This is a genomic window from Mitsuokella apri, from assembly GCF_047974105.1.
Taxonomy (GTDB): Bacteria; Bacillota; Negativicutes; order Selenomonadales; family Selenomonadaceae; genus Mitsuokella.
In genome coordinates, this window is record NZ_JBHYRS010000001.1 from 169,902 (window position 1) to 188,907 (window position 19,006).

Below are 19,006 nucleotides of genomic sequence, written 5' to 3' on the forward strand. Positions count from 1 at the left end.
CTTGAAATCCGTATCAGATTACACCAATTCGATGATGACCATCGGAGCAGCATCGCCGCGGCGAACGCCGAGCTTCAGGATACGCGTGTAACCGCCCTGGCGGTCAGCGTACTTGCCTGCGATCTCATCGAAAAGCTTTCTTACTACATCTTCATCAGCCAGCTCAGCGATTGCCTGGCGACGAGCGCTGAGGTCACCGCGCTTTGCGAGCGTGATGAGATTTTCAGCGAACTTGCGAAGCTCTTTAGCCTTAGCTTCCGTCGTCTCAATGCGGCCATATCTGAAGAAGGAAGTGAGAATGCTCTTAAGCAGCGCCTTGCGGGCTGCAGAGTTACGTCCTAATTTTCTGTAGCTCATTGATTTCCCTCTTTCCTGTCAGTCGTTGTTTTGTTTGAGCGTTAAACCGAGTTCCTCGAGCTTCTTCTTGACTTCCTCAAGAGATTTGCGTCCGAGGTTGCGGACCTTCATCATGTCGTCTTCCGTCTTCTCAGCAAGGTCAGCGACCGTGTTGATGTTGGCGCGTTTGAGACAGTTGAAGGAACGTACGGAGAGGTCGAGGTCTTCAATGGTCATATCGAGGACCTTCGAAGAATCGTCCTCTTCCTCTTCCGGGAAGGATGCTTCCTCTTCCTCCTCTTCCTCCGGCAGACCGTCCATGTTCTGGAACAGCTTCAGGTGCATGACGAGAATGCCAGCAGCCTTGCTGACTGCCTCTTCCGGACGAAGCGAACCATCGGTCCAGACTTCGAGGATCAGGCGGTCATAGTCCGTGACATTGCCTACACGCGTATCCTGTACCGTGTAGTTCACGCGTTTGACCGGAGAGAAGATGGAGTCGATTGGAATGACACCAATCGTATCGTCCGGCTTCTTGTTCTTGTCAGCCGGAACGTAGCCGCGGCCGCGCTCGACGGTCATCTCAATCTTGAGTTTGCCGTCTTCGTTGACCGTAGCAATGTGGAGGTCCGGGTTAAGGATCTCGATGTCGGCATCACAGATGATGTCGGCAGCCGTTACCTCTTTTTCTCCCTCAACATCGATGCGGATGATTCGCGGCTCGTTGCCTGACATCTTGAGGCAGAGCTCTTTGAGGTTGAGGACGATGTTCGTCACATCATCCCGGACGCCCGGAATCGTGGAGAACTCATGGAGTACGCCATCGATTCGGATGGAGGTAATCGCAGCACCTTCGAGAGAAGACAGCAGCATGCGGCGCAGGCTGTTGCCAAACGTCGTGCCGTAACCGCGCTCGAGCGGTTCGCAGATAAACTTGCCGTAGCGGTTGTCTTCACTGATTTCCGCAATTTCAATTTTCGGTTTCTCGATGTCTATCATCTTGAATGAACCTCCTCAATAACACTATGCACAAAGGCACAAATATTCATTATTTGGAGTACAACTCGACGATAGCCTGCTCGTTGACAGGAACATCGATCTCGTCACGGTTCGGGAAACGCGTTACCGTGCCCGTGAGGTTGGCCTGATCGGCCTGGAGCCATGCCGGAGCAGACAGTGCGTTGCTCGACTCTTTGAGCTCTTTGAAGAAGGCATTGCTCTGGCTCTTCTCAGCTACAGCAATGACATCGCCTGCGTTAACGAGTGCGGACGGGATATCAACGCGTTTGCCGTTGACCGTGAAGTGGCCGTGACGAACGAGCTGACGAGCCTGACGGCGCGTGTTAGCGAGGCCAAGGCGGTAAACGACATTGTCGAGACGGCGCTCGAGAAGGCCGAGGAGGTTTTCACCCGTAACGCCCTGCATCTTCTTTGCTTTATCGTAGTATCCACGGAACTGCTTCTCAAGCACACCGTAGATGAACTTTGCTTTCTGTTTTTCTTTCAGCTGCGTGCCATACTCGGAAACCTTGCGGTTCGTGCGGCGGAGCTGACGTTTCGATTCTTTGGAACGACCAATAACAGCCGGCTCGATGCCAAGTGCACGGCATCTCTTCAGGGCTGGTACTCTATCAATTGCCATCGGTTAAATGCACCTCCTATTATACTCTTCTACGCTTCGGCGGACGGCATCCGTTGTGCGGAATCGGGGTAACATCTTTGATCATGTTGACCTCGAGGCCCGTTGCCTGCAGGGAACGGATTGCGGCTTCACGGCCGGCACCAGGACCCTTGACGTAAACTTCGACCTGCTTCAGGCCGTGTTCCATAGCTGCCTTTGCAGCCGTCTCAGCTGCCATCTGTGCAGCGAACGGCGTGCTCTTACGGGAGCCGCGGAAACCAAGGCCGCCTGCGCTGGCCCAGGAAAGTGCATTACCGCTCTTATCAGTGAGCGTAACGATTGTGTTGTTGAACGTAGAGCTGATATGTGCTACGCCATATTCAATGTTCTTACGAACTTTTTTCTTCGTGCGAACTGCTTTCTTAACTGCCACCAGTTAACCCTCCTTTATTAGTCCTTTTTCTTGCCTGCTACAGCCTTTTTCGGGCCTTTACGCGTGCGGGCGTTGTTCTTTGTGTTCTGTCCACGGACAGGAAGACCAAGACGGTGGCGACGACCACGGTAGCAGCCGATATCAACGAGTCTCTTGATGTTCATCTGGCGCTCGCGGCGAAGGTCACCTTCGACCACGACGTTCTTATCGATGACATCACGAAGTTTTACAACTTCGTCCTCCGTGAGGTCTCGCGTACGAGTATCCGGATTGATGCCAGTAGCTTTCAGGAGATCCTGAGAAGTCTTGAGACCAATACCAAAAATGTACGTCAAAGCAATTTCAATTCTCTTGTCACGGGGTAAATCTACACCGGCAATACGTGCCATTAATAAAGCACCTCCTTATTCATTCATTAACCTTGTCTCTGTTTGTGTTTCGGATTTTCGCAGATGACCATTACACGGCCTTTGCGCTTGATGATTTTGCATTTCTCGCAAATCCGTTTTACTGACGGTTTTACCTTCATCGTTATATGCCCCCTTTTCGAGATTGTCAGTCTTGTCATTTTGCTAGTATACCATGTTTCCACGGTTCTGCCTAGTGGCAGAGACGAAAAAAGTCAAAAATTTTTTCGCAAAGGGCAAGATGAACAATATGACTTATTTGAATCGGTAGGTTATACGGCCACGCGTTAAGTCATAAGGCGTGAGTTCAATCGTGACTTTGTCACCGGGAAGGATGCGGATGAAATTCATGCGGATCTTACCGGATACATGCGCCAGTACAACATGACCATTCTCCAGCTCCACCTGGAACATCGCATTCGGCAGTGCTTCCAGGACTTTGCCTTCTACTTCAATAACATCTTGCTTCGACATGTCATTCTCCCTTTATCAAATTGAAATTGGTTGGGCCAAACGCCATGCCCAACAACAGGTTATCTTCTAAAAATACATATATCATTGTAATGGGCGGCCTAAGTGGCCGCCCTTACAATAACATCTATCATTCGGTCTGCAGCGGCGGGAAAATCCCCGCCGCCGGCAGTTCACCTTTTAAGCCTTCTTCAGGACATCGATGAGGTCCTGCGTGACTTTCTCGATGGACTGTCTGCCATCGACTTCCGTATAGAGACCGGCTTTTTCGTAGTAGTCGATCAGAGGCTTCGTCGAAGCTTCGTATACGGAAAGGCGATTTTTCATCGTCTCAGCGTTGTCATCCGCACGCTGGAAGAGCTCGCTGCCGCATTCATCGCAGATGCCCTCTTTTTTCGGAGGGTTGAACTTCGTATGATACGTGGCACCGCACTTCTTGCAGATGCGGCGTCCGACTGCGCGCTCGATGAGGTCTTCAGCCGGAACGTTGATGTTCAGGACACGCGTGAGCTTGAGGCCGAGGTCCTTCAGGATGCCCGTCAGGGCGTCTGCCTGCTCGACCGTGCGCGGGAAGCCGTCAAGGATGAATCCCTTCTTGCAGTCGTCTTTGGCGAGACGCTCGCGCACAATGCCGATCGTGACAGAATCCGGAACAAGCTTGCCTGCGTCCATGCACGCTTTTGCCTGCTTGCCGAGCTCCGTTCCCTCTTTTACCGCTGCACGGAACATATCGCCCGTGGAGATATGGGGAATGTCAAATGCTTTGACAAGCTCAGCCGCCTGCGTGCCTTTGCCAGCACCCGGGGGGCCCATTAACAAGATATGCATAATATGCTTCCTCCTCTTATTTCATGAACCCTTCGTAATGACGCATGACGACCATGGACTCAATCTGCTTCATCGTCTGCAGGGCAACGCCTACGACAATGAGCAGGGCCGTACCGCCGAAATAAACGCCCTCAATATGCGTTGCCGCAGCAATCATATTCGGGAGAACGGCGATGAAGGCCAGGAACACGGAACCGGCAAGCGTGATACGAGTCATGACATGATCCAAATAATCTGCCGTTGGCTGACCTGGGCGGATGCCCGGGATGAAGCCGCCGTATTTTTTCAGATTGTCTGCCATATCCGGAATCTTTATCGTTACGGCCGTGTAGAAGTAAGTGAAGAAGATGATCAGGCCGACATAAAGTGTCGTCTGAAGCGGCTTGCCCCACTCCAAGTAGCTTGCAACCGTCTTGACCCAGGGCACATCGATGAACTGGGCCACGGTCACCGGGAACATCAGCACGGATGACGCAAAGATGATAGGAATGACGCCCGCCTGATTGACTTTCAGCGGGATATGGCTGGAATGGCCGCCGTACGCTCTCTGACCAACCACGCGCTTCGCGTAGGAAATCGGAATGCGGCGGAAGCCCGTCTCAATGTGGACAACGAAGACGACCATCGCGAGCGCGATGACGCCAAACATGAACACACTGAAATAGCTGATGGTACCAGCCTGTACATAGTGATAAATCGTTCCGATATTTTTCGGCAGGGCCGCGACGATACCGGCAAAGATGATCAAAGAGATACCATTGCCGACACCCTGAGCCGTGATCTGCTCACCAACCCACATGAGGAACACCGTACCGGCCGTCAGCGTGATCGCGATGATCAGAATATTGACGGGGTTCGGGTTCAAAATGGCAGCCTTCAGGCCGATGGACATGCCAAGAGCCTGGAGGAATGCCAGAACCACTGTGAGATAGCGCGTGACCTGCGTCGTCTTCTTGTGCCCCTCTTCGCCTTCCTTCGACCACTGTTCGAGCGTCGGGATGACGACATTGAGGAGCTGGATGATGATGGCCGCATTGATGTACGGCGTGATGCTCATCGCGAAGATGGAAAACTTACTGAACGCACCACCGGAAAAAAGGTCTAAGAGACCGAACAGATTACCATTTGCAAAGAGTTTCTCTATTGCAGTCGGGTCAACTCCCGGAACAGGGATGTGCGTCCCCAAACGGAAGATGGCAAACATGATCAACGTGAAGATGATCTTCTGCCGAAGTTCGGGTATCTTAAAGATGTTGCTAAGGGCGGAAAGCACCTCAGATCACCTCGACTTTGCCACCTGCTGCCGTAATCTTCTCTTCTGCGGATTTCGTGAAGCCGTTTGCACGGACCGTCAGCTTCTTCGTCAGTTCGCCGTTGCCGAGGATGCGGATGCCGTCCTGAACGTTCTTCAGGATGCCGGATTCTACGAGCACAACCGGATCAACCGTCGTGCCATCCTCAAAGCGATTGAGCGTCTCAACGTTGACTTCTGCGAACGTCTTAGCCCAGACATTCTTGAAGCCGCGTTTCGGGAGACGGCGGTAAATCGGCATCTGGCCGCCTTCAAAACCCGTGCGTACGCCGCCGCCGCTGCGGGAGTTCTGGCCCTTCATGCCGCGGCCAGCCGTCTTGCCATTGCCGGAACCGAGGCCGCGGCCTACGCGGTTGCGGACCTTGCGGGAACCAGCTGCTGGCTGTAATTCATTTAACTTCATCTAGTGCACCTCCTGTCTCGTCTTAGTCTGCGATTTCTTCTACCTGAATCAGATGCTCGACCTTGTGGAGCTGGCCACGGATGGCCGGATTGTCCGGAAGCTCAACAACGGAGTTGATCTTGCGCAGTCCAAGAGCACGAACGGTCTTGCGCTGCGTTTCCGGGCGGCCGATCAAGCTTCTTTTCAGCGTGACTTTAACTTTTGCCATTTTGTGAGCCTCCTATTAACCTAAGATTTCCTGAACCGTCTTGCCACGGAGCTCAGCGACTGCCTCAGCACGCTTGAGTGCCTTGAGGCCTTCCATCGTTGCACGAACCATGTTGTTCGGGTTTGCAGAGCCGAGGGACTTCGTCAGGATATCGCGGATACCTGCGAGCTCGAGAACGGCACGAGCCGGGCCGCCGGCGATAACACCAGTACCTTTTGCAGCCGGCTTCATCATGACTTTGCCGGCACCGAAGATGCCGATCATCTCATGAGGAATCGTGCGGTTGTCATAGAGAGCAACTTCGACGAGGTTCTTCTTTGCATCCTCGACGCCCTTGCGGATTGCCTCTGGAACCTCAGCAGCCTTGCCGAGGCCAACGCCTACTTTGCCTTTCTTGTTGCCAACGACAACAAGGGCACTGAACGAGAAACGACGGCCGCCTTTGACGACTTTTGCTACTCGATTGATATATACAACTTTCTCCTCGAATTCAGGAGTCTCGTTGTCCATATTTCTAGCCATTCATTTACCTCCTTTGGACTTTGTCTTAGAATTTCAGCCCAGCTTCACGGGCTGCTTCAGCGAGTGCGGCAACGCGGCCATGGTAAACATAGCCGCCACGGTCGAATACGACTTCCGTGATGCCCTTTTCAAGAGCGCGTTTGGCAATTTCCGTACCGATAGCTTTTGCAGCTTCGATGTTGCCACCGTAGTTCTCGAAACCCTTGTCCTGGGAGCTAGCGGAGACGAGCGTTACGCCCTTCTCATCATCGATGACCTGCGCATAGATGTTTGCGAGGCTGCGATATACGTTGAGGCGCGGACGAGCTGCCGTGCCTGCGATATGGTTGCGGACACGCAGATGACGTTTCTGACGTGCCTTGTTCTTATCTGCTTTAAGAAGCACAGAGATTCACTCCTTTCCCAAATCTGGTCCTTATTTCTTACCTTTGGCGCCGGCTTTACCTTCCTTGCGGCGGATGTGCTCACCAGCGTATTTGATACCTTTGCCTTTGTACGGCTCCGGCTCACGGAAGCTGCGGATTTCAGCAGCGATCTGGCCGACAACTTCCTTGTCGATACCTTTGACCGTGATGGCGTTGGCCGACGGAACATCGAATTCGATGCCCTGCGGCGGCTCAACAACAACCGGATGGGAGAAACCAAGGGAGAGGTTCAGGTTCTTGCCCTGCTTCTGGGCACGATAACCAACACCATTGATTTCAAGGCTCTTGGAGAAGCCCTCCGTTACGCCGAGAACCATGTTGTGGATCAGCGAACGAGTGAGACCATGGAGAGATCTGTGCGTTTTATCGTCGGAAGGACGCGTTACCGTGATAACGTTGCCTTCGACGGTTACTTTCATATCCGGATGAATGTGGCGGGAAAGTTCACCTTTCGGGCCCTTTACTTTCACCAGATTGTCCTCGCCGAGCGTAACCGTTACGCCAGCCGGGATTTCAATCGGTGCTCTACCAATTCTTGACATCTGTACACCTCCTGACTACTAATTACCAAACGTAAGCGATGACTTCGCCGCCGAGACCAGCCTTGCGGGCCTGCTTGTCGCTCATGATGCCCTTCGACGTGGAAATGATGGCGATGCCAAGGCCGCCCAGAACACGCGGAAGCTCATCGTGCTTTGCGTACTGGCGAAGGCCCGGTTTCGAAATGCGTTTGATACCGGAGATGACTTTCTCACGCTGCGGACCGTATTTGAGGTCGATCGTGAGGACGCCCTGTTTGTTGTCCTCCGTGAACGTGTAGTCTTTGATGAAGCCCTCTTCCTTCAGGACCTCTGCGATAGCAGTCTTGATTTTGGAAGCCGGGATTTCCACCTTCTCGTGGAATACAGAGTTTGCATTGCGCAAACGGGTCAGCATATCTGCAATAGGATCAGTCATTACCATGTGAACCGATATCCTCCTTTCAAATGTTAAGAATTACCAGCTGGCTTTCGTTACGCCAGGAATTGCACCTTTGTAGCTCTGCTCGCGGAAGCAGATACGGCACATATCGAATTTACGCATATAACCATGCGGACGGCCGCAAATCTTGCAGCGGTTGTACTTACGAGTGGAGAACTTCGGTTCCTTGCTCCACTTTTCAACCATAGACTTCTTAGCCAAGTTTCCTTACCTCCTTATGCTTTGAACGGCATACCCATGAGTTTCAGGAGCTCTCTGGCTTCTTCATCCGTCTGTGCCGTCGTAACAATTACAATGTTCATGCCACGGATCTTATCGATCTTATCGTATTCGATTTCCGGGAAGATGAGCTGCTCTTTAAGACCAACAGCGTAGTTGCCGCGGCCGTCAAAAGCCTTGTCAGAAACACCACGGAAGTCACGGACGCGCGGGAGTGCAACGTTCATGAACTTATCGAGGAACTGATACATACGCGTGCCGCGCAGCGTTACTTTGCAGCCAATTGGCATGCCTTCACGCAGTTTCCAGGCAGCGAGGGATTTCTTTGCGCGAGTCAGAAGCGGCTTCTGGCCCGAGATGATCGTCAGATCATTTACTGCAGCATCGAGGGCTTTCGGGTTGCCAACGGCTTCACCGACACCCATGTTGATGATGACTTTCTCGATTTTCGGAAGCTGCATGACGTTCTTGTAGCCGAACTTCTCCGTCATAGCCTTGCAGACTTCGTTCTGGTATTTTTCCTGTAATCTATCCACTTATGCTCCTCCTTTCTTCAATTATTTCGTCTGATCGATGACTTCGCCGCACTTCTTGCAGGCACGAACCATCTTGCCATTGACCTCTTTGTGAGCAACGCGCGTTGCTTTCTTGCAGGCCGGGCAGACGAGCATGACTTTGCATGCATGCATCGGAGCTTCTTTGACGAGGATACCGCCCTGCGGAGCCTTCTGGTTCGGCTTCGTGTGACGTTTTACTTTGTTGACGCCTTCGACGACAACCTTACCCTTCTTCGGCATAGCTGCGATGACTTTGCCCTGCTTGCCTTTATCTTTACCGGACAGCACGACGACCGTGTCGCCCTTCTTAACGTTCAGTTTTACGAGTGACAAAATAGCACCTCCTCACAATTAAAGTACTTCAGGAGCCAGGGAAACGATCTTCATGAAGTCTTTTTCGCGGAGCTCTCTGGCTACCGGTCCAAAAATACGCGTGCCTCTCGGCGTCTTGTCGTCTTTGATGAGGACAGCTGCATTCTCATCGAAGCGGATGTAAGAGCCATCTGCACGGCGCAGGCCCTTTACGCTGCGGACTACGACTGCCTTTACGACATCGCCCTTCTTGACCGTGCCGCCAGGAGCAGCAGACTTAACTGCAGCTACGATAATATCACCAATGTTGGCGTATTTGCGGTAGGAACCGCCGAGAACACGGATGCACATGATTTCTTTTGCACCAGTGTTGTCACCAACATTCAGGATGGTTTGCTGTTGGATCATTGTTTGACCTCCTTCTTCGATAATTTGGGATTATTTCGCGCGTTCTACGACTTCAACGACTCTCCAGCGCTTCGTCTTCGACAGCGGGCGCGTTTCCATGATAGCAACTTTGTCGCCTACATGTGCGTCGTTCTTCTCGTCATGTGCGTGGAATTTAACCGTTCTCTTGACCGGCTTCTTGTAAAGCTTGTGCTGCTCGAGTTCCTCGACTGCAACAACAACGGTCTTGTCCATCTTATCGGAGATGACTTTACCAATCTTAGTCTTACGTACGTTTCTTTCGCTCATCAGGGAGCCTCCTTCCTTTTGCATATCAGTGTCCGTGATTAAGCCTTGAGCTCGTTCTCACGCTGGATCGTCTTGATGCGGGCGATCGTCTTCTTTACTTCTTTGATACGCATCGGGTTTTCAAGCTGGCCGGTGGCGAGCTGGAAACGGAGGTTGAAAAGTTCCTCTTTGAGCGAAGCAAGCTTCTGGTTGAGTTCCTCAGCGTTCATCTCGCGAATCTCATTAACCTTCATTTACTTCACCGCCCTCTGCTTTATTGTCTTCCTTCATAACGAATTTCGTCTTGATCGGGAGCTTATGGCCTGCGAGACGCATTGCTTCCATAGCGATCTCTTTCGTAACGCCATCCATCTCGAAGAGCACACGGCCCGGTTTTACAACGGCTACCCAGTACTCCGGCGAACCTTTACCAGAACCCATGCGCGTCTCAGCCGGTTTAGCCGTTACCGGCTTATCCGGGAAAATCTTGATCCAGACCTGGCCGCCACGTTTGATGTAACGCGTCATGGCGATACGAGCTGCCTCGATCTGACGGTTCGTGATCCATGCCGGCTCGAGTGCTACGAGACCAAAATGGCCATGGCTCAGCGTATTGCCGCGATGAGCCTTGCCCTTCATACGGCCACGGAACTGTTTACGGTATTTGACTCTCTTTGGTAATAACATTAAGCTTCGCTCCCTTCAGCTGCAGCCTTCTGCTGCTTTCTTTCCGGAAGGACTTCGCCCTTGAAGATCCATACCTTTACGCCGATGCGGCCGTAAGTCGTATGAGCTTCTGCCGTACCATAATCGATATCAGCGCGGAGCGTATGAAGTGGAATGCTTCCTTCACGATAGGATTCCTTACGTGCGATTTCAGCGCCGCCAAGACGACCGCTGCAGGCGATCTTGATGCCCTTGGCGCCGAGACGCATCGTGCGGCCGACGGCCTGCTTCATAGCACGGCGGAAAGCGATGCGGCGTTCGAGCTGCTGAGCGATGTTCTCAGCAACGAGCGTTGCGTCCATATCCGGCTGCTTGATTTCAGCAATGTTGATGTCCACGCGCTTCGTCGTGTACTTCTTCAGACCCTCTTTGATCTGCTCGATGCCCGAACCGCCACGGCCGATTACCATGCCCGGCTTAGCCGTATGGATCGTGATTTTCAGACGGTTCTTGCTGCGCTCCGTCTCGATTCTGGACACACCGGCTGCCTGAAGGCTGTTCTTCAGATAGTCACGGATTTTGATATCTTCATGCAGGTTATCTGCAAAATCTTTGTCTGCATACCACTTAGCATCCCAAGTCTTAACGATGCCAAGACGAATGCCATGCGGATTTACTTTCTGACCCAAACCGTTTCCCTCCTTACTCAGTTCTTCTCGTCAACGACGATGGTTACATGGGACGTACGCTTCAAAATCTTGAAGGCCTGTCCACGGGAACGCGGATGGATACGCTTGAGCGTCGGGCCCTGATCAGCGAATGCCGTCTTGACGTAGAGCTTATCGACGTCCATATCAAAGTTGTTCTCAGCGTTTGCAACAGCAGAACGCAGAACCTTCTCAACTACCTCGGCACCAGCCTTCGGCGTGAATTTCAGAATCGCGAACGCTTCAGCGACGTTCTTGCCACGGATGAGATCCATGACGACACGAACTTTGCGCGGAGCGATGCGAACATATTTAGCTACTGCTTTAGATTCCACAAGGATTCTCCTTTCGCAAAATTATTTCAGAGAGGTCTTTCTCTCTTCGCCGGCATGGCCCTTGAAAGTACGCGTCGGAGCGAACTCACCGAGCTTATGGCCTACCATGTCTTCCGTGATGTAAACCGGTACGTGTTTGCGGCCATCGTGAACGGCAATCGTGTGACCAACGAAATCCGGGAAAATCGTGGAACTTCTCGACCAGGTCTTAACAACTTTCTTATCGTTAGCCTCGTTCAGGGCCGTGATTTTCTTCATCAGGCTCTCTGCAACGTAAGGTCCTTTTTTAATAGATCTTGACAAAGTGTCTCCTCCTTTCGTCAGGCGGCACTAGGCTGCCTGTCGATTTCTATTATTTCGTACGTCCTTTGACGATGAGCTTGTCGGAAGCCTTCTTGCGGCGGGTCTTGGCACCCATAGCGCATTTGCCCCATTTCGTAACAGGGTGTTTGCGGCCAACAGGGGAACGGCCCTCGCCGCCGCCATGTGGATGGTCGTTCGGGTTCATGGCAACGCCGCGGTTCTCCGGGCGAACACCGAGCCAGCGGTTGCGGCCAGCCTTACCAAGCGTGATGTTCTCATGCTCGAGGTTGCCAACTTCACCGATCGTAGCACGGCAGTTGATGTGAACTTTGCGAAGCTCACCAGACGGCATGCGGAGGAGTGCATAATCGCCTTCCTTAGCCATGAGCTGTGCGGACGTACCAGCGCTGCGGACGAGCTGTGCGCCCTTGCCGATCTTGAGCTCGACGTTGTGTACCGTAGTACCAACCGGGATGTTCTTGAGCGGGAGTGCGTTGCCGACCTTGATATCAGCATCCGGACCGGAAACGACCTGGTCGCCGACCTTGAGGCCATTCGGTGCGAGGATGTAGCGCTTCTCACCATCAACGTAGTTGAGGAGAGCGATGCGGGCGCTGCGGTTCGGATCGTACTCAATCGTAGCGACGCGAGCCGGGATACCGTCCTTCGTGCGCTTGAAGTCGATTACGCGGTAGAGGCGCTTATGGCCGCCGCCCTGATGACGGACGGTCAGACGGCCCTGCTGGTTGCGGCCGCCGTTTTTCTTGAGGCGTTCCGTCAGGGACTTCTCAGGCTTGCTTGCCGTGATCTCATCGAACGATGCGACCGTCATGAAGCGTCTGCCTGCAGAATATGGTTTAAAACTCTTTACTGCCACTTAAATTTACCTCCTTTTCTCGATTATGCTTCGAAGAACTCGATGCTTTCGCCAGCAGCGAGCTTTACGATAGCTTTTTTATAGTCAGGGCGCTTGCCAGACGTGCGGCCCATGCGTTTCGTTTTGCCAAGTACGTTAACCGTATTGACTTTTTCAACTTTTACTTTGAAGACGTCAGCGACTGCTTTGGCAATCTCGATCTTGTTGGCTGCTTTCGCAACAACGAAGACGTATTTGCCTTCAGCCATGAGCTGAGTCGTTCTCTCTGTGATCAGCGGACGGATCAGGATATCACGTGCTTCCATTATGCGAATACCTCCTCGATACGGGTGATGGCATCCTTCGTGATGAACAGCTTGTTATGATTCAGGATATCATAAACATTCAGTCCAAGCGCGTCGATGGCTTTTACACCCGAGATGTTGCGTGCGGATTTCTCAACGTTCTCAGCTTCATCAGCCGTGATGAAGAGAGCTTTGGAATCTACGCCGAAGTCGCCGAGCATCTTGACAACCTGTTTCGTCTTCGGAGCATCGAAATTGAGGCTCTCGAGAACGATGAGGTCGCCGCTCTTGACTTTATCGGAAAGTGCGCACTTCAGTGCGAGGCGACGCTGCTTGCGCGGCATGCTGAACGCATACTTGCGCGGATGCGGTCCGAAGACCGTACCGCCGCCAACCCACAGCGGGCTGCGCGTCGAGCCAGCACGTGCACGGCCCGTGCCCTTCTGTTTCCAAGGCTTGCGGCCACCGCCGCGGACAAAGCCGCGCGTTTTCGTGGCATGCGTGCCAAGGCGCTGAGCTGCGAGCTGCATTACAACGGCCTGATGCAGGAGGCCTGCATTCATCTCTACGCCGAAGATGCTGTCATTCAATTCGATATCGCCAACCTGATTGTTGGTGATGTCATAAACTGCTACTGTAGCCATAATTGTTGGTGTCCTCCTTCCAATCAGTTTTTGCCCGGTTTAACGGTGTTCTTGATCACAACAAAGCTCTTCTTCGGGCCCGGAATAGCACCCTTGATGAGGATGAGGTTGCGGTCTGCATCCACACGGACAACCGTGAGGCGCTGAACCGTAACGCGCTCGCCACCCATGCGGCCTGGGAGTTTCTTGCCCTTGAGGACACGACCACCAGGACCAGAAATCATGGCACCAGTGGAACCCGGCTCACGATGGGATTTGGAACCATGTCCCATAGGACCGCGAGCGAAGTTGTGACGTTTGATACCGCCGGCAAAACCCTTGCCCTTGGAAGTACCCGTAACATCAACAAGTTCTCCAGCACTAAATATGTCAACGCCGATGCTGTCACCGACTTTATATTCAGAAGCATCTGCAAGACGCATCTCGCGAATGAATTTAACCGGTTTTACGCCAGCTTTCTCGAAATGGCCTTTCAGGGGTTTGTTTACCTTATTATCTTTAACTTCACCGAAGCCGAGCTGTACTGCGTTATAGCCGTCGGACTCAACCGTCTTGTTCTGGATTACAACGTTGTTGCCAGACTCTACGACCGTAACCGGGACAACCTTGCCTTCTTCCGTGAAGATCTGAGTCATACCAAGTTTTCTACCTAAGATAGCTTTAGACATTCATTCCACCTCCTCGGATTAAAGTTTGATTTCGATGTCTACGCCTGCCGGCAGGTCAAGACGCATCAGTGCATCAACCGTTTTGTTGGTCGGCTGCAGGATGTCGATCAGACGTTTGTGCGTGCGCATTTCAAACTGCTCACGGCTGTCTTTGTTGACATGCGGGGAACGCAGGATCGTGTAAATGTTCTTTTCCGTCGGAAGAGGAATCGGACCGGATACCATTGCACCAGTCTTCTTTGCCGTATCGACAATCTTTACGGCACTCTGATCGAGGGCTTTATGATCATAAGCCTTCAAACGGATTCTGATTTTCTGATTCTTAGACAATTTGTTTTCCTCCTTATCGTCCAGGCTCTTGGCCCAAACATTTCTCCGTAACAGTTCCCTCGGGTACACCCGAGCCATCTGCCACGTCATCGCATTGGGGGGTACCATATTTATTTTAACCTTTAAATAAGAGCGACGCGAGCGCCGCTCTTATGAAAAGATTAAGTTTGAAGATTAGCCTTCGATTTCCGTTACGCGGCCAGCACCAACCGTGTGACCACCTTCGCGGATAGCGAAGCGCAGGCCCTTCTCGATAGCGATCGGGGTGATGAGTTCAACTTCCATCTCGACGTTATCGCCAGGCATAACCATCTCCGTGCCTTCCGGCAGTTTGACAACGCCCGTAACATCCGTCGTGCGGAAGTAGAACTGCGGACGATAGTTCGTGAAGAACGGAGTATGACGGCCGCCTTCTTCTTTCGTCAGAACATAGACCTGACCTTTGAACTTCGTGTGCGGATGAATCGTGCCCGGCTTTGCGAGAACCTGGCCACGCTCGATCTCTTTGCGGTCGATACCACGGAGCAGAGCACCGATGTTGTCGCCAGCTTCAGCGAAATCAAGCATCTTACGGAACATCTCGATGCCCGTAACAACCGTCTGTTTCGGCTCATCCTGCAGACCAACGATCTCAACCGTATCGTTCATCTTGAGCTCACCACGCTCAACACGGCCCGTAGCAACCGTGCCGCGGCCAGTGATCGTGAAGACGTCCTCGACCGGCATCAGGAACGGTTTTGCGTTATCGCGTTCCGGCGTCGGGATGTATTCATCAACAGCTTCCATGAGCTTGAGGATGTTCTTCTTCTGCTCTTCGTCGCCTTCGAGGGCCTTCAGAGCGGAACCAGCGATAACAGGAACATCATCGCCCGGGAAATCGTAGCTGGAGAGCAGCTCACGAACTTCCATCTCAACGAGCTCGAGGAGTTCCGGATCGTCAACCTGGTCAACCTTGTTCAGGAAGACAACGATTGCCGGTACACCGACCTGACGAGCGAGCAGGATGTGCTCACGAGTCTGCGGCATCGGGCCATCAGCTGCGGAAACAACCAGGATAGCACCATCCATCTGAGCAGCACCAGTGATCATGTTCTTGACATAGTCAGCATGGCCCGGGCAGTCAACGTGTGCATAATGACGTTTCGGCGTCTCATACTCAACGTGTGCCGTGTTGATCGTGATACCGCGTTCACGCTCCTCAGGAGCCTTATCGATATCAGCGTAATCTTCGAAAGAAGCTTTGCAGCCCGGAGTCTCGGAGAGAACCTTCGTGATTGCAGCCGTCAGCGTCGTCTTGCCATGGTCAACGTGACCGATGGTACCGATGTTAACATGCGGTTTCGTTCTTTCAAACTTTTCTTTAGCCATTGTGATTTTTTCCTCCCTTATTCACCTTTGTTTTTTGCGACAATCTTGTCAGCAATATTTTTCGGAACTTCATCATAGTAAGCAACTTCCATGCTGTAGTTCCCTCGGCCCTGAGTCTTGGAACGCAGGTCAGTCGAGTAACCGAACATCTCGGAGAGCGGAACGTAGCCAGTGATGACCTGAGAACCGTTGCGCGCTTCCATACCATCGATACGGCCGCGGCGGGAGTTCAGATCGCCGATGACATCGCCCATGTACTCTTCCGGTACGGTGACTTCGACTTTAACATACGGCTCAAGCAGAACCGGATTTGCTTTTTCAGCACCATTGCGGAATGCCATGGAGCCGGCAACTTTGAATGCTGCCTCAGAGGAGTCGACTTCGTGGAAGGAACCATCGAAGACCGTTGCTTTGATGTCGACCATCGGATAACCAGCAACAACGCCGGCTTCCATAGCCTGCTTAACACCATCTTCAATCGGCTTGATGAATTCTTTCGGGATAGCGCCGCCGACAACCTTGTTCTCGAATGCGAAACCTTCGCCCGGTTCCTGCGGCTCGAGTTTGAGCCAGCAGTGACCATACTGGCCATGACCGCCGGACTGACGTACGAACTTACCTTCGGACTCAACGGATTTGCGGATCGTTTCACGATAAGCAACCTGCGGCTCGCCGACTTTGCATTCAACCTTGAATTCGCGTTTCATGCGGTCAACGATGATCTGGAGGTGAAGCTCGCCCATGCCGGAGATGATCGTCTGACCCGTTTCCTGGTCCGTGCGGACGCGGAACGTCGGATCTTCTTCAGCGAGTTTCTGAAGAGCAACGCCCATCTTCTCCTGGTCGTTCTTCGTCGACGGCTCAACCGCAACGGAGATAACCGGATCCGGGAATACCATGGACTCGAGGATGATCGGATGTTCTTCATCGCAGAGCGTATCACCAGTCGTCGTGTCTTTGAGGCCGACAGCTGCAGCGATATCACCGCTGTATACGCGCTCGATTTCTTTACGATGGTTGGCATGCATCTGCAGGATACGGCCGATACGCTCTTTCTTGCCCTTCGTGGAGTTGTACACATAAGAGCCGCCATCGAGGATACCGGAGTAAACGCGGAAGAATGCGAGTTTACCAACGAACGGATCCGTCATGATCTTGAATGCGAGTGCCGAGAACGGAGCCTCGTCACTTGCCGGACGATGATCTTCCTCGCCCGTTTCCGGGTTGACACCAGCGATCGGCGGGATATCCGTCGGAGCCGGCATGTAATCAACGATTGCATCGAGGAGCGGCTGAACGCCTTTATTGCGATAGGAAGTACCGCAGGTAACCGGGCAGAGTTTGCATGCGACCGTACCCTTGCGGATTACTGCCTTGATTTCATCTTCCGTGATGTCTTCGCCGCCGAGGTATTTTTCCATGAAGTCATCATCGAGCTCGGAAAGAGCCTCGAGGAGGATTTCGCGGTATTCCTCAGCCTGGTCTTTCATGTCATCCGGAATGGCAACTTCGTCTTCGACTTTGCCGAGGTCGTCTTCATAGACGATGGCTTCCATCTTGACGAGGTCGATGATGCCTTTGAACGTATCTTCAGCGCCGATCGGCAGCTGGATTGCAACTGCGTTTGCGTTGAGGCGTTCTTTCATCATCTTGATGACATTGTAGAAGTCCGCGCCCGTGATGTCCATTTTGTTGACATATGCCATACGCGGAACATTATAATTCTCAGCCTGACGCCAAACGGTCTCAGTCTGAGGCTCAACACCGCCGCGGGCAGTCAGAACTGCTACAGCGCCATCGAGTACACGCAGGGAACGCTCAACCTCTACCGTGAAGTCCACGTGACCCGGCGTATCAATGATGTTGATGCGATGACCTTTCCAATGGCAGGTCGTTGCAGCGGACGTGATCGTGATACCACGCTCCTGCTCCTGAACCATCCAGTCCATCGTTGCAGCACCATCATGTACTTCACCGATCTTGTGGTTGACACCCGTGTAGAAGAGGATACGTTCCGTGGTCGTCGTCTTACCGGCATCGATGTGAGCCATGATACCGATGTTGCGAGTCTTTTCAAGGGAATACTCTCTTGCCACTTTCTTTGTTCTCCTTCTCTATCTGTCCCTTCTATTATAATAGAAGAAACATGCGTATTACCAACGATAGTGAGCGAAAGCCTTGTTGGCTTCTGCCATCTTATGCGTATCTTCCTTCTTCTTGATAGCTGCGCCAGTGTTGTTGGCTGCATCCATCAGCTCACCGGAAAGACGCTCATCCATCGTCTTCTCACCGCGGAGACGAGCATAATTGACGATCCAGCGGATGCCGAGAGTCATACGGCGGTCCGGACGGACCTCAACCGGAACCTGGTAGTTAGCACCACCGACGCGGCGTGCGCGAACCTCGAGGACCGGCATAACATTTTTGAGAGCAGTCTCAAAAACTTCGAGAGGATCCTTGCCCGTCTTGGCACGGATCGTCTCAAACGCATCATAAACGACGCGCTCAGCAACGCTCTTCTTACCGGAAAGCATTACTTTATTGATGAATTTCGTAACCGTCTTGCTGTGGTACACCGGATCCGGCAGTACGTCACGCTTTGGTACGGAACCTTTTCTTGGCATTGTTTTACCTCCTTCTTCATTAGCATTTTTCCTGCCTAAGCAGGAACCGTTTCATTATTTCTTCTTCGCTTTTGCTTTCTTCGCACCGTACTTGGAACGGCCCTGGCCGCGATCCTGCACACCGGCAGTATCGAGCGAGCCGCGGATGATGTGGTAACGAACACCTGGCAGGTCCTTAACACGACCGCCGCGAATCAGAACAACGCTATGCTCCTGAAGATTATGACCAATGCCTGGGATGTATGCGGTAACCTCGATGCTGTTCGTCAAACGAACACGGGCAACCTTACGCAGAGCCGAGTTCGGCTTTTTCGGCGTAGACGTGTAAACACGCGTGCAAACACCACGTTTCTGCGGGCAATTCTTGAGTGCTGGTGCTTTGGACTTCTCCTGCATGCTCTTTCTGCTCTTACGAACTAACTGATTGATAGTAGGCATACATGCACCTCCTTCCTTCATATTGAGAATTTATTATTTATTAAAACCCCGA

The 19,006-nt window shown here is 52.5% G+C and carries 34 protein-coding genes; all 34 read right to left on the reverse strand.

Features of this window, described 5'->3' with window-relative positions; genetic code table 11:
• Positions 1-18: 18 nt before the first annotated feature.
• Positions 19-357, reverse strand: coding sequence for a 50S ribosomal protein L17 (gene rplQ / locus ACE419_RS00780; protein WP_432647164.1), 339 nt, complete (start codon positions 355-357; stop codon positions 19-21).
• Positions 358-375: 18 nt separating this feature from the next.
• A complete protein-coding gene (locus ACE419_RS00785; protein WP_435720708.1) occupies positions 376-1,335 on the reverse strand; it encodes a DNA-directed RNA polymerase subunit alpha in 960 nt (319 codons plus the stop codon).
• A gap of 49 nt (positions 1,336-1,384) precedes the next feature.
• Positions 1,385-1,978 (reverse strand): 30S ribosomal protein S4, encoded by a 594-nt coding sequence (gene rpsD, locus ACE419_RS00790; RefSeq protein ID WP_295632142.1) that lies wholly within the window; start codon positions 1,976-1,978, stop codon positions 1,385-1,387.
• Positions 1,979-1,997: 19 nt separating this feature from the next.
• On the reverse strand, positions 1,998-2,390 hold the full coding sequence (rpsK, locus tag ACE419_RS00795; RefSeq protein ID WP_005842142.1) for a 30S ribosomal protein S11: 393 nt from the start codon (positions 2,388-2,390) through the stop codon (positions 1,998-2,000).
• A gap of 17 nt (positions 2,391-2,407) precedes the next feature.
• Entirely contained in the window at positions 2,408-2,779 is a 372-nt protein-coding gene (gene rpsM, locus ACE419_RS00800; protein ID WP_432648508.1) for a 30S ribosomal protein S13, read from the reverse strand.
• Between the two features lie 26 nt (positions 2,780-2,805).
• Positions 2,806-2,919 carry a 50S ribosomal protein L36 gene (gene rpmJ / locus ACE419_RS00805; protein WP_005842139.1) on the reverse strand — a complete coding sequence of 38 codons (114 nt, stop codon included), beginning with the start codon at positions 2,917-2,919 and terminating at the stop codon, positions 2,806-2,808.
• Between the two features lie 133 nt (positions 2,920-3,052).
• Positions 3,053-3,271: a translation initiation factor IF-1 gene (infA, locus tag ACE419_RS00810; RefSeq protein ID WP_009645081.1), complete on the reverse strand. Its 219-nt coding sequence runs from the start codon at positions 3,269-3,271 to the stop codon at positions 3,053-3,055.
• Positions 3,272-3,448: 177 nt separating this feature from the next.
• On the reverse strand, positions 3,449-4,096 hold the full coding sequence (locus ACE419_RS00815) for an adenylate kinase (RefSeq protein ID WP_432648232.1): 648 nt from the start codon (positions 4,094-4,096) through the stop codon (positions 3,449-3,451).
• A 16-nt stretch (positions 4,097-4,112) separates the two neighbouring features.
• Entirely contained in the window at positions 4,113-5,369 is a 1,257-nt protein-coding gene (gene secY / locus ACE419_RS00820) for a preprotein translocase subunit SecY (protein WP_432648231.1), read from the reverse strand.
• Position 5,370: 1 nt separating this feature from the next.
• Positions 5,371-5,811 carry a 50S ribosomal protein L15 gene (rplO, locus tag ACE419_RS00825; protein ID WP_295632128.1) on the reverse strand — a complete coding sequence of 147 codons (441 nt, stop codon included), beginning with the start codon at positions 5,809-5,811 and terminating at the stop codon, positions 5,371-5,373.
• Between the two features lie 22 nt (positions 5,812-5,833).
• Positions 5,834-6,019, reverse strand: a complete 186-nt coding sequence (gene rpmD / locus ACE419_RS00830; RefSeq protein ID WP_005842127.1) for a 50S ribosomal protein L30 — start codon at positions 6,017-6,019, stop codon at positions 5,834-5,836.
• A 15-nt stretch (positions 6,020-6,034) separates the two neighbouring features.
• A complete protein-coding gene (gene rpsE, locus ACE419_RS00835) occupies positions 6,035-6,541 on the reverse strand; it encodes a 30S ribosomal protein S5 (protein ID WP_036377748.1) in 507 nt (168 codons plus the stop codon).
• A gap of 25 nt (positions 6,542-6,566) precedes the next feature.
• Entirely contained in the window at positions 6,567-6,926 is a 360-nt protein-coding gene (rplR, locus tag ACE419_RS00840) for a 50S ribosomal protein L18 (RefSeq protein ID WP_005842124.1), read from the reverse strand.
• 30 nt (positions 6,927-6,956) lie between these two features.
• On the reverse strand, positions 6,957-7,508 hold the full coding sequence (gene rplF / locus ACE419_RS00845) for a 50S ribosomal protein L6 (RefSeq protein ID WP_435720709.1): 552 nt from the start codon (positions 7,506-7,508) through the stop codon (positions 6,957-6,959).
• A gap of 22 nt (positions 7,509-7,530) precedes the next feature.
• Complete coding sequence (gene rpsH / locus ACE419_RS00850) at positions 7,531-7,929, reverse strand: 30S ribosomal protein S8 (protein ID WP_036377737.1); 399 nt, start codon at positions 7,927-7,929, stop codon at positions 7,531-7,533.
• A 33-nt stretch (positions 7,930-7,962) separates the two neighbouring features.
• Positions 7,963-8,148, reverse strand: coding sequence for a type Z 30S ribosomal protein S14 (locus ACE419_RS00855; RefSeq protein ID WP_147369891.1), 186 nt, complete (start codon positions 8,146-8,148; stop codon positions 7,963-7,965).
• Positions 8,149-8,162: 14 nt separating this feature from the next.
• On the reverse strand, positions 8,163-8,702 hold the full coding sequence (gene rplE, locus ACE419_RS00860; protein WP_005842117.1) for a 50S ribosomal protein L5: 540 nt from the start codon (positions 8,700-8,702) through the stop codon (positions 8,163-8,165).
• Positions 8,703-8,723: 21 nt separating this feature from the next.
• A complete protein-coding gene (gene rplX / locus ACE419_RS00865; protein ID WP_432647893.1) occupies positions 8,724-9,056 on the reverse strand; it encodes a 50S ribosomal protein L24 in 333 nt (110 codons plus the stop codon).
• Between the two features lie 18 nt (positions 9,057-9,074).
• Positions 9,075-9,443: a 50S ribosomal protein L14 gene (gene rplN, locus ACE419_RS00870; protein WP_295632106.1), complete on the reverse strand. Its 369-nt coding sequence runs from the start codon at positions 9,441-9,443 to the stop codon at positions 9,075-9,077.
• A gap of 30 nt (positions 9,444-9,473) precedes the next feature.
• Entirely contained in the window at positions 9,474-9,731 is a 258-nt protein-coding gene (gene rpsQ, locus ACE419_RS00875; RefSeq protein WP_432647892.1) for a 30S ribosomal protein S17, read from the reverse strand.
• 38 nt (positions 9,732-9,769) lie between these two features.
• Positions 9,770-9,964 (reverse strand): 50S ribosomal protein L29, encoded by a 195-nt coding sequence (gene rpmC / locus ACE419_RS00880; protein WP_005842110.1) that lies wholly within the window; start codon positions 9,962-9,964, stop codon positions 9,770-9,772.
• On the reverse strand, positions 9,954-10,397 hold the full coding sequence (rplP, locus tag ACE419_RS00885) for a 50S ribosomal protein L16 (protein ID WP_432647890.1): 444 nt from the start codon (positions 10,395-10,397) through the stop codon (positions 9,954-9,956). The genes rpmC and rplP overlap by 11 nt, the downstream gene beginning before the upstream one ends.
• Entirely contained in the window at positions 10,397-11,065 is a 669-nt protein-coding gene (gene rpsC, locus ACE419_RS00890) for a 30S ribosomal protein S3 (protein ID WP_432647889.1), read from the reverse strand. The genes rplP and rpsC overlap by 1 nt, the downstream gene beginning before the upstream one ends.
• A 17-nt stretch (positions 11,066-11,082) precedes the next feature.
• Entirely contained in the window at positions 11,083-11,418 is a 336-nt protein-coding gene (rplV, locus tag ACE419_RS00895) for a 50S ribosomal protein L22 (protein WP_040636162.1), read from the reverse strand.
• A gap of 21 nt (positions 11,419-11,439) precedes the next feature.
• Complete coding sequence (gene rpsS, locus ACE419_RS00900) at positions 11,440-11,721, reverse strand: 30S ribosomal protein S19 (protein WP_040636161.1); 282 nt, start codon at positions 11,719-11,721, stop codon at positions 11,440-11,442.
• Between the two features lie 49 nt (positions 11,722-11,770).
• On the reverse strand, positions 11,771-12,598 hold the full coding sequence (gene rplB / locus ACE419_RS00905) for a 50S ribosomal protein L2 (RefSeq protein ID WP_071599949.1): 828 nt from the start codon (positions 12,596-12,598) through the stop codon (positions 11,771-11,773).
• A 23-nt stretch (positions 12,599-12,621) separates the two neighbouring features.
• Positions 12,622-12,903, reverse strand: coding sequence for a 50S ribosomal protein L23 (gene rplW / locus ACE419_RS00910; protein ID WP_432647888.1), 282 nt, complete (start codon positions 12,901-12,903; stop codon positions 12,622-12,624).
• Positions 12,903-13,526: a 50S ribosomal protein L4 gene (gene rplD, locus ACE419_RS00915; protein ID WP_432648469.1), complete on the reverse strand. Its 624-nt coding sequence runs from the start codon at positions 13,524-13,526 to the stop codon at positions 12,903-12,905. Before rplD ends, rplW begins: the two co-directional genes overlap by 1 nt.
• Positions 13,527-13,549: 23 nt before the next feature.
• The gene (gene rplC, locus ACE419_RS00920; protein WP_435720710.1) at positions 13,550-14,194 is read right to left on the reverse strand and encodes a 50S ribosomal protein L3; all 645 of its coding nucleotides are present in this window, start codon (positions 14,192-14,194) and stop codon (positions 13,550-13,552) included.
• Positions 14,195-14,212: 18 nt separating this feature from the next.
• Positions 14,213-14,524, reverse strand: coding sequence for a 30S ribosomal protein S10 (gene rpsJ, locus ACE419_RS00925; RefSeq protein WP_014423834.1), 312 nt, complete (start codon positions 14,522-14,524; stop codon positions 14,213-14,215).
• A gap of 174 nt (positions 14,525-14,698) precedes the next feature.
• Positions 14,699-15,892: an elongation factor Tu gene (gene tuf / locus ACE419_RS00930; protein WP_435720711.1), complete on the reverse strand. Its 1,194-nt coding sequence runs from the start codon at positions 15,890-15,892 to the stop codon at positions 14,699-14,701.
• Positions 15,893-15,909: 17 nt separating this feature from the next.
• On the reverse strand, positions 15,910-17,988 hold the full coding sequence (gene fusA, locus ACE419_RS00935) for an elongation factor G (RefSeq protein WP_435720712.1): 2,079 nt from the start codon (positions 17,986-17,988) through the stop codon (positions 15,910-15,912).
• A 57-nt stretch (positions 17,989-18,045) separates the two neighbouring features.
• A complete protein-coding gene (rpsG, locus tag ACE419_RS00940; RefSeq protein ID WP_005842089.1) occupies positions 18,046-18,516 on the reverse strand; it encodes a 30S ribosomal protein S7 in 471 nt (156 codons plus the stop codon).
• A gap of 54 nt (positions 18,517-18,570) precedes the next feature.
• Complete coding sequence (rpsL, locus tag ACE419_RS00945; protein WP_005842087.1) at positions 18,571-18,954, reverse strand: 30S ribosomal protein S12; 384 nt, start codon at positions 18,952-18,954, stop codon at positions 18,571-18,573.
• Between the last annotated feature and the right edge of the window lie 52 nt (positions 18,955-19,006).